The sequence below is a fragment of the Mesorhizobium sp. LNJC405B00 genome (assembly GCF_000502615.1).
Classification (GTDB): domain Bacteria; phylum Pseudomonadota; class Alphaproteobacteria; order Rhizobiales; family Rhizobiaceae; genus Mesorhizobium.
Window position 1 is genome coordinate 59,110 of the sequence record NZ_AYWC01000016.1, and the last position, 13,087, is coordinate 72,196.

General features: G+C 62.2%; 15 protein-coding genes. 10 read left to right on the plus strand and 5 right to left on the minus strand.

Annotated features, from left to right (window positions below; translation table 11 throughout):
- Positions 1–81: 81 nt before the first annotated feature.
- The 4 genes from X756_RS141240 to X756_RS141225 all read left to right on the plus strand — a co-directional run bounded on the left by X756_RS141240 (position 82) and on the right by X756_RS141225 (position 2,670).
- Complete coding sequence (locus X756_RS141240; RefSeq protein WP_031239323.1) at positions 82–480, plus strand: GFA family protein; 399 nt, start codon at positions 82–84, stop codon at positions 478–480.
- A gap of 116 nt (positions 481–596) precedes the next feature.
- On the plus strand, positions 597–788 hold the full coding sequence (locus X756_RS141235) for a hypothetical protein (protein WP_023669058.1): 192 nt from the start codon (positions 597–599) through the stop codon (positions 786–788).
- Between the two features lie 156 nt (positions 789–944).
- Positions 945–2,009 (plus strand): GH25 family lysozyme, encoded by a 1,065-nt coding sequence (locus X756_RS141230; RefSeq protein WP_023825095.1) that lies wholly within the window; start codon positions 945–947, stop codon positions 2,007–2,009.
- 154 nt (positions 2,010–2,163) lie between these two features.
- Positions 2,164–2,670 carry a DUF2314 domain-containing protein gene (locus tag X756_RS141225; protein ID WP_023700830.1) on the plus strand — a complete coding sequence of 169 codons (507 nt, stop codon included), beginning with the start codon at positions 2,164–2,166 and terminating at the stop codon, positions 2,668–2,670.
- A gap of 21 nt (positions 2,671–2,691) precedes the next feature.
- Here X756_RS141225 and X756_RS141220 read toward each other — a convergent pair whose 3' ends face one another.
- Positions 2,692–3,618 carry a LysR family transcriptional regulator gene (locus X756_RS141220; protein WP_023731194.1) on the minus strand — a complete coding sequence of 309 codons (927 nt, stop codon included), beginning with the start codon at positions 3,616–3,618 and terminating at the stop codon, positions 2,692–2,694.
- A 104-nt stretch (positions 3,619–3,722) separates the two neighbouring features.
- Between X756_RS141220 and X756_RS05045 the strand changes: the two genes are divergently transcribed.
- From X756_RS05045 to X756_RS141210, 3 genes are read left to right on the plus strand one after another with little or no spacing between them, the layout of a single operon-like run.
- Entirely contained in the window at positions 3,723–3,896 is a 174-nt protein-coding gene (locus X756_RS05045; RefSeq protein ID WP_196813891.1) for a hypothetical protein, read from the plus strand.
- A 28-nt stretch (positions 3,897–3,924) separates the two neighbouring features.
- Positions 3,925–4,533, plus strand: a complete 609-nt coding sequence (locus X756_RS141215) for a class I SAM-dependent methyltransferase (protein WP_023694158.1) — start codon at positions 3,925–3,927, stop codon at positions 4,531–4,533.
- Positions 4,530–5,414, plus strand: a complete 885-nt coding sequence (locus X756_RS141210) for a DMT family transporter (RefSeq protein ID WP_023697600.1) — start codon at positions 4,530–4,532, stop codon at positions 5,412–5,414. The genes X756_RS141215 and X756_RS141210 overlap by 4 nt, the downstream gene beginning before the upstream one ends.
- A gap of 20 nt (positions 5,415–5,434) precedes the next feature.
- Here the strand turns inward: X756_RS141210 and X756_RS141205 are convergent, their stop codons facing one another.
- Positions 5,435–6,376: a phosphoribosylaminoimidazolesuccinocarboxamide synthase gene (locus X756_RS141205; RefSeq protein ID WP_031239324.1), complete on the minus strand. Its 942-nt coding sequence runs from the start codon at positions 6,374–6,376 to the stop codon at positions 5,435–5,437.
- Positions 6,377–6,539: 163 nt separating this feature from the next.
- Here X756_RS141205 and X756_RS141200 point away from each other — a divergent pair, with 163 nt between their 5' ends.
- From X756_RS141200 to X756_RS141190, 3 genes are read left to right on the plus strand one after another with little or no spacing between them, the layout of a single operon-like run.
- Positions 6,540–7,511 (plus strand): DUF3592 domain-containing protein, encoded by a 972-nt coding sequence (locus X756_RS141200; RefSeq protein WP_031239325.1) that lies wholly within the window; start codon positions 6,540–6,542, stop codon positions 7,509–7,511.
- A gap of 12 nt (positions 7,512–7,523) precedes the next feature.
- On the plus strand, positions 7,524–8,060 hold the full coding sequence (locus tag X756_RS141195) for a hypothetical protein (RefSeq protein WP_245264039.1): 537 nt from the start codon (positions 7,524–7,526) through the stop codon (positions 8,058–8,060).
- A gap of 4 nt (positions 8,061–8,064) precedes the next feature.
- On the plus strand, positions 8,065–8,670 hold the full coding sequence (locus X756_RS141190) for a hypothetical protein (RefSeq protein WP_023731198.1): 606 nt from the start codon (positions 8,065–8,067) through the stop codon (positions 8,668–8,670).
- A 24-nt stretch (positions 8,671–8,694) separates the two neighbouring features.
- On the opposite strand, the gene X756_RS141185 is transcribed toward X756_RS141190, so the two are convergent.
- The 3 genes from X756_RS141185 to X756_RS141175 are packed head-to-tail and all read right to left on the minus strand — an operon-like array spanning position 8,695 to position 12,877.
- Positions 8,695–8,901 (minus strand): type II toxin-antitoxin system HicB family antitoxin, encoded by a 207-nt coding sequence (locus X756_RS141185; RefSeq protein WP_023669048.1) that lies wholly within the window; start codon positions 8,899–8,901, stop codon positions 8,695–8,697.
- Positions 8,902–8,905: 4 nt separating this feature from the next.
- Positions 8,906–9,106 (minus strand): type II toxin-antitoxin system HicA family toxin, encoded by a 201-nt coding sequence (locus X756_RS141180; protein ID WP_023669047.1) that lies wholly within the window; start codon positions 9,104–9,106, stop codon positions 8,906–8,908.
- Positions 9,107–9,112: 6 nt separating this feature from the next.
- A complete protein-coding gene (locus tag X756_RS141175; RefSeq protein ID WP_023731199.1) occupies positions 9,113–12,877 on the minus strand; it encodes a vitamin B12-dependent ribonucleotide reductase in 3,765 nt (1,254 codons plus the stop codon).
- Positions 12,878–13,087: the final 210 nt, after the last annotated feature.

The following is a 13,087-nucleotide window of genomic DNA, read 5'->3' on the forward strand; positions in this document are numbered from 1 at the left end:
TGGCGCCATCAGGGCTTTTCAATTGACCGAAAGGTACCTGTCGATATCATCAAGAGACCTTCAGTGTGATGGGTTCGAATGATGACGAAATACCAGGGCGGATGCCATTGCGGGGCAGTGCGCTACGGCACCGAGGCGGCGCCGCTCAATCAGCGCGTCTGCCATTGCCGGCACTGCCAGAAGGTGATCGGCGCGGCCTTCAACGCCCGCCTTTTGTTTCGCATCGACGATGTCACCGTCGAGGGAGAGGTGGCGACGGTCAACACCTCTCCGGACCTCAAGCGCGGCTTTTGCGCCGCTTGCGGCACCACGCTGTTTTCCCGACGCGACTCCGCCGGCATCGTCGGCATCACCACCGGCTCGCTCGACGATCCCTCGCTGTTCAAGCCGGAGATGCATATGTGGACCGCCTCGAAGCAGCCCTGGCTGCAGCTCGATGACGGCCTGCCGCACCATGAAGGCGCGCCGCCTCCGAACTGACGCCGGCCTTACCGGAAATTAATCCCGAAACCACGACATAGCCGGCAAAGCGTCATTGGCGGGCCATGATTGGCTGCCTATCTATCGTCTGCGGGCCGGTATCGAGGAGACGACCGATGAGCGACAGAATCAGCACCCTGGACGAGCTTTTGAGCGATCCGATGGTCCTCCTCGTCATGGAGCGTGACCGCGTGCGCCCCGAACAGGTTCGCCTGCTGCTCGAACGTGCCCGCCGCCCGGCGGCCGACGCCGTGCCACCGGCGCATGTGGTGGCGAAAAGCTGCATGCAGCAATGGCTGGGAAGGTAAGGGCTTCCCCTTCTCCCCTTGTGGGAGAAGACAAGAGGGCCAATTCCTAACAACTTGATTCAAACTTTGTTGGTAATTTCTCGTTAGTAATCGAGGCCGGTTTGTCCGGCGGCGTCTGTTTGCCTTCGGTCTGTTGTGTTTTGCGTACAGGTCCAGATGCGGATTTCAGCCGTCGTCAGTTTCATGTTGGCATCGCTGTGGCTTGCCGGCTGTTCGTCCACAGCGGGCGTCGATGGCTTGCAACCGTCGAACGAGACGACCAGTTCGGTCGTGCGTCCGAGCGCGCCGGTCGCAGCGGCTCCGGCGGAGACCGCCGACCTCGCGCCGATGCGGTCCGACATGGTGGCCGACAACGCTGTGGCCGACAATGCGCCGCCCTTTTCCATGGTCGAGGAAGAAGAGGCCATCGTCGCGGGCACGCCGCAGGGGAGCACCAGACCACAGCTCGAGCCCGCCGCTCTGATGTCTGCGCCGAAGCGGTTGACGCGCGCGGCGCCGGCCATGCTGGCCTCGCCGGTCACCCGCTACGGTTTCCGCGACGCCAAGCCGATCAATTTCGGCAAGGCTTCGCCACGCTACCTTGCCGTCCACGGCGTCGACGTCTCGCGCTGGCAGGGCAATGTCAACTGGGGCAAGCTGCGTACCCAGGGCGCCAACTTCGCCTATATCAAGGCGACCGATGGCGGCGACCATCTCGACCCGATGTTCATGAAGAACTGGCGCAATGCCGACGCCGCCGGGCTGAAGCGCGGCGCCTATCATTTCTTCTACTGGTGCCGCACTGCGGGCGAGCAGGCCGACTGGTTCATCCGCAATGTGCCGAGGGTCGAAGGCGCGCTGCCACCGGTAATCGATGTCGAGTGGAACGGCGAATCTTCCTGCAAGCGGCGGCCGTCGCGGGCCACCGTGCTGGAAAAGATGAAGGTGTTCATGGACAAGCTGGAGCGCCATTACGGCCAGCGGCCCATCATCTACACCGCACCGGATTTCTATCGCGACAATCTCAAGGGTGCGTTTCTCGATTATCCGTTCTGGCTGCGCGCCGTGGCGCGGCATCCCTCAAAAGTCTATCCCGGCCGCAAATGGCTATTCTGGCAGTACTCCGGCTCCGGCCTGTCGCACGGCGTGACCGGCCGCATCGACCTCAACGTCTTCCATGGCGACGAGCGCGCCTGGCGGGCATGGGCAGGCGGGCAGACGACCGTCGCCGACGCCGATTGAACGTCAGGCCCGGTGCCGGTGCGCCTGCGCTGCCTGCCGCTGCGCCTTGGGTTGAATTTTCAGCGTCTCGCTAACGATCCGCTCACTGTGTCCTTTAGCGGTATCGCAACAGCCTTCCGGTAACGTGCCCGTGATCGGGTTTTCGGAGGGATCCATGCGCAATCCAGTTGTGGCTGTCGCACTTGCCGCCGCCGTCGGCTACGGGTTTTTCAGTTCGCTCGGCCACATGCCGGGCGGAAGTGGCGCTTCGCTGGCGGAGTCGAAGCAGAACGTCGTGTCCTATTCCACCGAGGACAAGGCGATGCAGGCCGCCAAGGACAGCGGCCGCTCGACCCTCAAGCGCTTCCACGAACTGATGGACGCCGGCACGCCGGGCACCTACACGGTAAAATTCCCGCTGACCCAGAACGGCGCCACCGAGCATATTTGGCTGCAGCTGGTGGGCTACAGCGAAGGCTCCTATATCGGCCTGCTTGCTGACGTGCCGGTCAATGGCAACAAGTACAAGATGGGCGACAGGATGACGGTAACCGAGGCCGACGTCGAGGACTGGATGATCAAGAACGGCAAGGTGATCTACGGCGGCTACACCACGCGCCAGGCGCTTGCGGATATGCCGAAGGAGCAGGTTGCAAAGTACGGGTTGACCTTCAAGGACTGAGGGTTGAGGCGCGGGCGAGTTTTATCGCGGGCCTAGAGGGCTGTCGCGCTTTTCGCGTTCGCGTATCTCTGCCGTCTGCGCCAGCACCCAGTCGCGAAACACCTTGATTTTGGGCGCGTTGCGGCGGCTCTCCAGATGCACCAGCCAATAGCCGTCGCCGTCCGATCCAAGCACGCCGAATGGCTGTATCAACTGGCCCTTTTCCAACAGGGCGCTGTAAAGGTTTTTGGTCAGGATCGCGGCGCCCTTGTCGGTTAGCGCCGCCATCGCATCATAGGCCTGCGTACCCAGTTTCGGGCCAGCGATGACGCGATCGGGCTCGAACGGCACGCCGGCAGCCTTGAACCAGATTTCCCACCAGGGATCGTCGGCACAGCATAGCGGCAGTTGGTAGAGATCCTCGGGGCGGTGGATGCCGCCGACGCTTTCGGCGAGTCTCGGGCTGAGCATCGGCGTATAGTCCGCCTTGAACAGATAGTGAGCCGTCAGTCCCGGCCAATTTCCACTGCCGGTGCGAATGCCGACATCCATGTCGCCGCGCGTGAAATCGACCAGCCCGTGCGATGTATTCACCTTCACGGCAAGGTCGGGATGCATCAGCTGGAATGTTCCAAGCCATACGGCCAGCCAGTTCGATGCGAAGGTTTCCATCGTCGTCACCGACAGCACGCCGGTCGCTCCACCCTTGGTGGCGACCCATGCGTCGGCCAGGGTCGAGAACGCGCCTGTTGCGTGCGGCGCCAGCTGCTGTCCGGCCTCGGTCAGCGCGATCTGCCTTGTTTTTCTTACGAAAAGCGGCGTTCCGGCACGTTCTTCCAGCACCTTTATCTGATAGCTGGCAGCTGATTGGGTCATGCCGAGTTCTTCGGCTGCCTTGGTGAAACTGCCCAGCCGGGCCGCGGCTTCAAAGACCCTGATGGCTCCTAATGGTGGCAGTTCCCAGCTCATGACGCATCAATCCTGCTGATGCATACTACGCGACGTTCGATTGGAAACCAAGCCCGGAAAACGGCATGCTGCATTCATCGGATCAAACCCTGGAGGATACGGCAATGACCACCACCATCGCTCTCTACAACACGCTTCGCCGGCCGATGCTCGACCTCTTCACCGCGCCGTTCAGACCTCGCAAGCACGGCCTGCTCGACCGCCGCTCGCTGTCGGATCATTTCCTCAGGGATATCGGCATGCTTGACGGACGCGTGCCTCCCGGCACCATTGGCTAAGCAAGCTCTTTGACCAGGGGAGGGAAAGATGACTGTGTTATCCGAGGATCTGGCGAAGAGCCGACAAACGATCAACGCCTATGAGGACTATGCCGAACGCTACGACGCTCTGGTGCGGCACGTTCCGAACCAAAGAGAACAGAAATGGCTGAAGCGCCTGGTGAAGATCGCCGGCAAAGGTGGCCGGATTCTTGAAGTCGGTTCGGGACCCGGATACGATGCGGACTTCGTCGAAGGGCTCGGTGTCCAGGTTCGGCGCACAGACGCAACGAAGCGGTTTCTCGAGTTGCAGGCCGCACGCGGCAAGCATGGTGAGTTTCTCGATCTCATCACCGACGATCTCGGCGGCCCCTACGACGCGGTGCTCGCATTGTGCGTCCTGATCCACGTGCCGCGCGAGCAGGCCGACCAGGTGCTTGCCAAGATTGCCGGGTCGCTGCGGCCGGGCGGCGCCTTCCTCGTCTCGATGCGCATTGGCGACGGCGAGAAGAGCGGCGAATATCATACGGTCTACTGGCGCAGGGACGACTTCGCGGCCCGCCTCGAAAACGCCGGGCTGGTTCTTGTCGGAGACGAATTCAACGTCGGCCGCGATCGCGAAGAGTGGACCACCTTTCTGGCTGTGAGGCCGTCATGACGCGCCGCGGACTGTTTTTGTTCGTGCTGCTCAGCCTCCTGTGGGGCATTCCCTATTTGTTGATCAAGCTGGCGGTTGCCGAGGTGTCGGTGCCCTTCCTGGTCTTTGCCCGAACAGCCGTCGGCGCCCTGGCGCTGCTGCCCTTCGTCCTTGTCCAGCGCAGTTTCGGATGGCTGAAGACACATTGGCGGGCGGTCGCCGCATTCTGTCTGGTCGAGATGATCCTGCCATGGGGGCTGATCACCCATGGCGAAGTCAGCATCGACAGTTCCACCGCCGGACTGCTGATTGCCATGACGCCGGCCGTAACCGTCGCGCTCTCCAAGCTGATGGGCTCGGATGAGCGGCTGGGGATACGCCGCTGGACCGGCCTTTTCCTCGGTTTTGCCGGTGTTTTCGTGCTGGCGCTGCCGACCTTGGGTGGCGGATTTCTCGCGGTCGTCGAGATTCTCATGGCCGCGGCCTGCTATGCCTCGGGTTCGATCATCGCGTCGCGCTGGCTGAACGATGTGCCGGCAACCTCGCTGACGGCAGTCTGTCTGGCAGGGGCCGCGCTGATCTACGCTGTGCCGGCGGCGTTGGCCTGGCCGGCGGCCATGCCGTCGACAACGGTGGTTGGCGCAATCCTCGGTCTTGGCGTGTTTTGCACGGCGATTGCCTTCGCCACCTACTTCTTGCTGGTGCGGGAGATCGGCCCCGAACGGGCGGTCGTCATAACCTATGTGGCGCCCGCCGTCTCCGTGGCAGCCGGCGTGCTCGTGCTTTCGGAGCCGCTCGATATCGGCATTGTCGCGGCCTTCGCGCTCATCCTGTGCGGATCATATCTCGGCACGTGGCGCGCTCCGCCAGAACCGTCCGTGTCCGCGACCTCGGCAAGTTGACCGGCGGCCGCCAGCCGCCGTCAGAAATAAGGTCGCAGGTTCTCGCGAATGCGGTCCAGCACCGTCTTTCCCGAGATATCGGCGGTGAAGGTCTTGCCTGTGATGGTCTCAAAGGCCTGCGTATAGACACGCGACGTCTGCTCGATGAGTTCGGCGGGGATTTTCGGAATACGGTCCTTGTAGGGATCGCAGCGCGCGGTTACCCATGCGCGAATAAAGTCCTTGTCGAAACTTTGCGGCCGCTCGCCTGCCTTGAAACGCTCTTCATAGCTTGCCGCAAGCCAGTAGCGGCTTGAGTCGGGCGTATGGATTTCATCGGCAAGGATGATGGCGCCATCCTTGTCCGTGCCGAACTCGTATTTGGTGTCGACCAGGATCAGGCCGCGCTTGGCGGCCAACGCTTTGCCGCGCGCAAACAGCGCCAGCGCATAGCGCGAGACGGTGTCCCATTGCTCTTCCGACAACAGGCCGCGCGTCAGGATCTCGTCACGCGTCAAGGGCTCGTCATGGCCGCCATCGAGCGCCTTGCTGGTCGGCGTGATGATGGCCTGCGGCAGCTTCTCATTGTCGCGCAGTCCGTCCGGCAGGCGGATGCCGTACATATCGCGTTCGCCGTTCTTGTATTTCGTCAGCACCGAAGTGCTGGTGGTGCCGGCGAGGTAGTCGCGAACAACGATTTCCACCGGCAGAATGTCGAGCCTGGTGCCGACGACGACATTGGGGTCGGGATAATCGAGCACATGGTTGGGGCAGATGTCCGCCGTTTCCTCGAACCAGTAGCGCGCCGTCTGGGTCAGCAGTTCGCCCTTGAGCGGGACAGCGGTCAGGATCACATCGAAGGCGCTCAGCCGGTCGGTGGCGATGATGATGCGGCGGCCATCCGGCAGATCGTAATTCTCGCGGACCTTGCCTTTGTAGTGGTTCGGGAGTTCCGGAATGAAGGCATCCGAGAGAACGCGCAGTGCTGTCATCCTGGTCTCATGGCTCCTAACAGTTTGGGCGACTCTTAACAAAGTTGGCGGGGCTTCGATACCCGAGGAAGGGCGGTTCGTCCTTTGCGAATAATCAAGACATTGCCTTCGCCGTGCTATCTATTTGCAGCTTCCGGCACTCCTGGGGGACGCGGTGGACGTAGAGCTCAAATTTCTGATTGTCGGATTTGCCTGCGCGATCGCGGGCGGTCTGTCGTTCATCACCTTCGTCAAATGGCGCGAGGTGCAGGCGATGAGCCACTGGCTGCCGGCGCCGGGCAAGATCATCTCGTCGCGCGTCGAGGCGCGTGAAGTCAGAAGGTCGGGCGTCGGCTCGGACAGCAGCGACACCACCGAGATGCGCAATTTTCCGGCGATCACCTTCGAATACAAGGTCGGTAAAAAGAAATTTCAAAGCTCGCGCTACAGCGTGAAGGAGAATCTGGGGAATTTCGAAGTCACCGAAACCCTGGCGCAGTTTCCCACCGGCGCTGAAGTGACCGTCTTCTACAATCCGGCCGATCCGGGCAAGGCCGTGATCGAACGCACCCTGCCGGACGGCGCCTTCAAGTTCATGGTCAAGCTCTCGGCCGGGCTGGTGATCGGCACGGTGGTGCTGGTGTTTTCGCTCGGTGGCGTGCTGGAGGCGATCCGGCCGCACCTGCCCAAGCCGCAGAACCTCGGCGCCGGAGCGCTGCTGCTGTTCATGGGCCTGATGATCCTGCGCATGGCCTTCGTCCAGAAGTCGCTTGCCGAGCAGGCGGCAAAATGGCGGGTCGCGCCCGGCCGCATCGATTCCTCCGGTCTGCAGGCGCTACGAAACTACAGCGGCCATCGACGCTGGAGCACCGTCTTCAAATCCCGCATCGTTTACAGCTACGGCGTCGCCGGCCAGCGCTACACCTCCGATCGCGTAACCTTCGGCGCCACGGTCACCGCTTCAATGCCCGGCCTCGTCAGCGGCCAAGGGCGCAGCTATGCCGAGGGCAGCAAGGTCGACGTGCATTATGACCCGGCCAACCCGGCCTCGGCAGTGCTGGAATGCCGGGTGCGTGGGCTCTGGCTGCTGTGGGTCTGTTCGGCCGCGTTTCTGGGCGGCGCGGCGTGGCTGGTCGGTTTTATCTGAGGCGCCACTTTCATGACGAGACATCCAATGATCGTCCGCAGGCTGGCCGTCGTTTGCCTGGCTCTGCTCGACGCTGTGCAGGCAGCGAGCGCAAAGGAATGTCTGCTCAGCCATGCCACCTACCGCGAGCCGCGTTCGGGCGCGGTGATGCAATTCCGGCCGCTCGACAATGAACCGGCGGCACTGACGGCCGAAGCGTTTTCGGTGACCGTGCCCAACACCGACACGCGCTTGCCGGCCGACATCGCCTGGACCAATGGCAAAAATTCGTTTCCGCTCGGCACCATCCGCCATGCCTGCACCGACGACGACCGCGAAGCGGGGCTGGAGGACGGCAGCGGGATGTGCCGGATATGGATGAGCCAGGTCTATGCCTTGACCGGAGGCGGCGCCGAGCAGCTGAATTCGCGCGAAGCGACACCGGCGCCGAAAGGGCTGTTGCTGCCCGATTTCGGCGCGGGCTTCACCGAATTTGCCGATTTCGCCAATGCCAATCCGGACGGCTCGGCGTGGGACGCCTTCACATTGACAGGATGCAGCGATGAATAGCGCCATGAGACCGATTGTCTGGATTTGCCTGCTGTTTGCCGCCGCGGCGATATCAGCCGCTGCATATGCGGACGAGCCGTCGCCGTCGCGCCCGCCGATCGACAAATGCGTCTGGGAAAAACTGGCCGACAAGACGGTTGGGCTGGCCGCTTGGGCGCAGCGCTGCGATTTCGGCTTCCGCCAGATCCATTTCGAGTTCGCCGGCAATGCGCTCGCCATCAAATACAGCGATGGCGGCACGCCCGATCCGCTGGTCGAGGTGTTCGACATTCAATCCGGCGAAACCGCAGAGGCCGCAGTGCTGCGACTGTTGCTGGAAAAGACCGACAAATCAGTCAGCGCCCGCTGCGTGCTGACGCCCTACACCGAGGGCACCGTGCCCACCGGCGTCAAACGCTACACATTCAGCCCCGACGCCGCCTATTCCAAAGAGCTGAAAGCGCTTGCCAATGACGAAGTTCCCGAACCGCCCTGCGGCGACTGGGGCGAAATGCCGGATGGTATTCAGTATTTCGAGGCGCCGGCGGGTGAGGGGCGGAGGGTGCTGTTCGTTCGGGCGGGGCAGGACGAGCCGCTGTTCGACGATCAAACGCTGCGGGTGCCGGGATAGGATGTTGTCCTGAAGGGCTACCGCTTATGCCTCTACGTATTCCGCGAGACTGATTCCTTTGGGCACCTCCAGCCCATCGGCACGCAAGCCCTCGATGTGAAAGCGTATAGCGTCGCGAATTTCGATTTCTACTTCTGGCACGGTAGCACCAGTTGCGATGCAGCCGGGTAGGTCCGGCACATAGGCAGAGAAATTGTTGCCTGCTTTTTCAATCACCACCGCGTAACGCATATAGTCACTCCTTCAAACCGGACTGCTTGAGGATGCTGTTCAGTGTTCCTGGCGCAACCTCTTCAGACGGTTTGCCGGCCACGGTGACGCGGCCGGCTTTGGTTTTGTGCTTATATTGGCGATGGCTGCCCTTGGTTGCAACCAGATACCAACCGTCGGTCTCCAGCAGGCGAATGACTTCGCGGACTGTAAGCCGAGGCGGCATGAGTTCTCAGCTGCACCCGCTCGTCGATCCACAAGTATCGCACTTCTCGCAGGTGCCGTTCCGCACCATGGTGAAGTTGTGGCATTCCGAGCATTCGTTGCCGGTGTAGCCTTGCATCAAGGATTGCTGACGCCGCGTAGAGGCAAGCGCCTTTGCCTCGGCCGCTTCTTTCGCTGCTTCGTCGGTGAACAACCCGGTGGGATCGGCTGCCTCCTCGGAAACAATATCTTCGACCAATTCCTTGGCTCGCTCCTCATAGTCGCGCTTGTAGGCGATGGCTTCGTCGCTTGCTGGTTTAAGCGCCAGCACATTGGAGCCTGAGAACGCAGTTGGGGTGACCCGGGCAGGGGCCGCGGCAGGTGATCCGGCAAAACCCTTGGGTTCGCCACCTAGGCCAGACACCAACTTGACCGGCGAGGCGCCGCGGGTAAGGCCCTTCGAGAACGGCGTCGCCTTGCCTTCGTTGATGCCGCGTCCGAGCGCCGTCTTGTCGAAATCCGACTGGTCGACATGGGCGAGGTCGTGGCGGCCGAGATAGGACACGGCGAGTTCGCGGAACACGTAGTCGAGGATCGACGTCGCATTCTTGATCGCGTCGTTGCCCTGCACCATGCCGGCCGGCTCGAATTTGGTGAAGGTGAAGGCCTCGACAAATTCCTCGAGCGGCACGCCATATTGCAAGCCAAGCGAGATGGCGATGGCGAAGTTGTTCATCATCGCTCGGAAAGCGGCGCCTTCCTTGTGCATGTCGATGAAGATCTCGCCGATGCGGCCGTCGTCGAATTCGCCCGTGCGCAGGTAGACCTTGTGGCCGCCGACGACTGCCTTCTGGGTGTAGCCCTTGCGGCGATTCGGCAGTTTTTCACGATCGCGGTAGAGGCGTTCGATGACGCGCTCGACGATCTTCTCGGTGACCTGCACGGCACGCTGTGAAGCGGGCGCCGCGATCAACTGCTCGACCGCGTCGTCCTCGTCGTCCTCGCTGTCGGCGAGCAGCGACGAATTGAGCGGCTGCGACAGCTTCGAGCCGTCGCGATAGAGCGCGTTGGCCTTCAGCGCCAGCTTCCACGACAGCATGTAGGCGCCCTTGGCGTCTTCCACCGTCGCATCGTTGGGCATGTTGATGGTCTTGGAGATGGCGCCGGAGATGAAAGGCTGTGCCGCCGCCATCATCTGGATGTGGCTGTTGATGGACAGCGAGCGCTTGCCGATCTTGCCGCACGGGCTGGCGCAGTCGAACACCGCGAGATGCTCGGCCTTGAGGAAGGGCGCGCCTTCCAGCGTCATCGCACCGCAGACATGGATGTTGGCGGCTTCGATGTCCTTCCTGGAGAAGCCGAGCGCCGGCAGCATCTCGAACGAGAAGTCGTTGAGCTGCTCGTCGGTGAAGCCGAACGTCTCCTTCACCCAGTCGGCGCCGAGCGTCCACTGGTTGAAGACGAACTTGATGTCGAAGGCCGACTTCAGTGCTGCATTGAGCGCCGCGATCTTGTCGTCGGTGAAGCCCTTCGCCTTGAGCGAGCCGGGGTTGACCGCCGGCGCCTGGTTCATGTTGCCGTGACCGACCGCATAGGCCTCGATCTCGGCGATCTGGCTTTCTGAGTAACCCAGTGTGCGCAGCGCTTCCGGCACGGCGCGGTTGATGATCTTGAAATAGCCGCCGCCGGCAAGCTTCTTGAACTTCACCAGCGCGAAGTCGGGCTCGATGCCGGTGGTATCGCAATCCATGACCAGGCCGATCGTGCCGGTCGGCGCAATCACGGTCGCCTGCGCATTGCGGTAGCCATGCTCTTCGCCGAGTTCGATGGCGCGGTCCCAGGCAGCCTTGGCGTGCGTGGCCAATTCCTGCTGCTTCAGGTCGGACGCGACCAGCGGCACCGGATTGACGGCGAGTTTCTCGTAGCCCTGCTTTTCGCCATAGGCGGCACGGCGATGGTTGCGCATGACGCGCAGCATGTTCTGCGCGTTACGGTCGTAGTCGGCGAAGGCGCCGAGCTCGCCGGCCATCTCGGCCGAGGTGGCATAGGCAATGCCGGTCATGATGGCGGTGAGCGCTGCGCAGATGGCGCGGCCCTCGTCGGAATCATAGGGGATGCCCGACGTCATCAGCAGGCCGCCAATGTTGGCATAGCCGAGGCCGAGCGTGCGGTATTCGTAGGACTGCTTGGCGATCTCCTTCGACGGGAACTGCGCCATCATCACCGAGATTTCGAGGACGACGGTCCACAGCCGCACCGTGTGCTCGTAGGCGGCGATGTCGATCGTGCCGTCGGCGTTGCGGTAGGGGAGCAGGTTGATCGAGGCCAGGTTGCAGGCCGTGTCGTCGAGGAACATGTATTCCGAGCACGGATTGGAGGCCCGGATCGCACCGGCCGAAGCGCAGGTGTGCCAGTCGTTCATCGTCGTGTTGAAATGCAGGCCCGGATCGGCCGAAGCCCAGGCGGCGTAGCCGATCTTTTCCCAGAGGTCGCGTGCCTTCAGCGTCTTCAGCACCTTGCCGTCCTTGCGGGCGGTCAGATGCCAGTCGGCGTCGTCCTCGACGGCGCGCAGGAAGTTGTCCTTCAGCGACACCGAATTGTTGGAGTTCTGGCCGGAAACGGTGAGGTAGGCGTCGGAATCCCAGTCGGTGTCGTAGGTCTTGAACGACATCGCGGTGTAGCCCTGCTTGGCGAACTGGATGACGCGGTAGATGTAGTTCTCCGGCACGGCCGACTTCTTGGCCGCCTTGATCTCGCGCTTCAGCGCGGTGTTCATCGACGGGTCGAAGCAATCGTCATCATGGCCTTCGCAATTGATGCAGGCCTTCATGATCGCTTCGAGATGTTTTTTCACGATCTTGGAGCCGGTGACCAGCGACGCCACCTTCTGCTCTTCATTGACCTTCCAGTCGATGAATTCCTCGATATCGGGATGGTCGGCGTCGACAATGACCATCTTGGCCGCACGACGCGTGGTGCCGCCCGACTTGATGGCGCCCGCCGCGCGGTCGCCGATCTTGAGGAAGCTCATCAGGCCGGACGAACGGCCGCCGCCCGACAGCTTTTCGCCTTCGCCGCGCAGCATCGAGAAATTGGAGCCGGTGCCCGAGCCATATTTGAACAGACGCGCTTCACGCACCCACAGGTCCATGATGCCGCCTTCGTTGACGAGATCGTCCTGCACGCCCTGGATGAAGCAGGCATGCGGCTGCGGATGCTCGTAGGAGGACTTCGACTTGGTCAGCTTGCCGGTGAACGGGTCGACATAATAGTGGCCCTGGCTCGGGCCATCGATGCCGTAGGCCCAGTGCAGGCCGGTATTGAACCATTGCGGCGAGTTCGGCGCAACGCGCTGGGTGGCGAGCATATAGGCGAGTTCGTCGCGGAAGGCGCTGGCGTCTTCTTCCGACTTGAAGTAGCCGCCCTTGTAGCCCCAATAGGTCCAGGTGCCGGCCAGCCGGTCGAAGACCTGGCGGGCGTCGATTTCGGAACCGTAGCGCTCGGCTTCCGGCAGCTTGGCAAGCTCGGCCTCGTCGGCGACGGAGCGCCACAGGAAGGAGGGGACGTCGTTCTCCTCGACCTTCTTCAGGCGCGCGGGCACGCCGGCCTTGCGGAAATACTTCTGCGCCAGGATGTCGGCGGCAACCTGCGAGAACTGCGCCGGCACATCGATATTGTCCAAGCGGAACACCACCGAGCCGTCCGGATTCTTGATCTCCGAAAGCGCCTTGCGGAATTCGATCTCCGCGTAAGCTGATTGGCCTGGCTTGGTGAAACGACGCTCGATGCGCATTGGTCCGGTCCCTTTTGTCTATATATAGCGCTTTTCCCCGGGGATTTCTGCCCCCAATGCGAAACGCGCATGTCCGCCGTCTGCCGGCGTTCGAAAACACCGGCTCTCCTTGTGGCAGTCTTCGTCGCCTTGCCGGTCGAGCTTCTTACGAAGCCGCTGTTCCAACTCTGCGCCGAACCCTGCGGGTCCCTCAAAACTGAATTTTTCCTC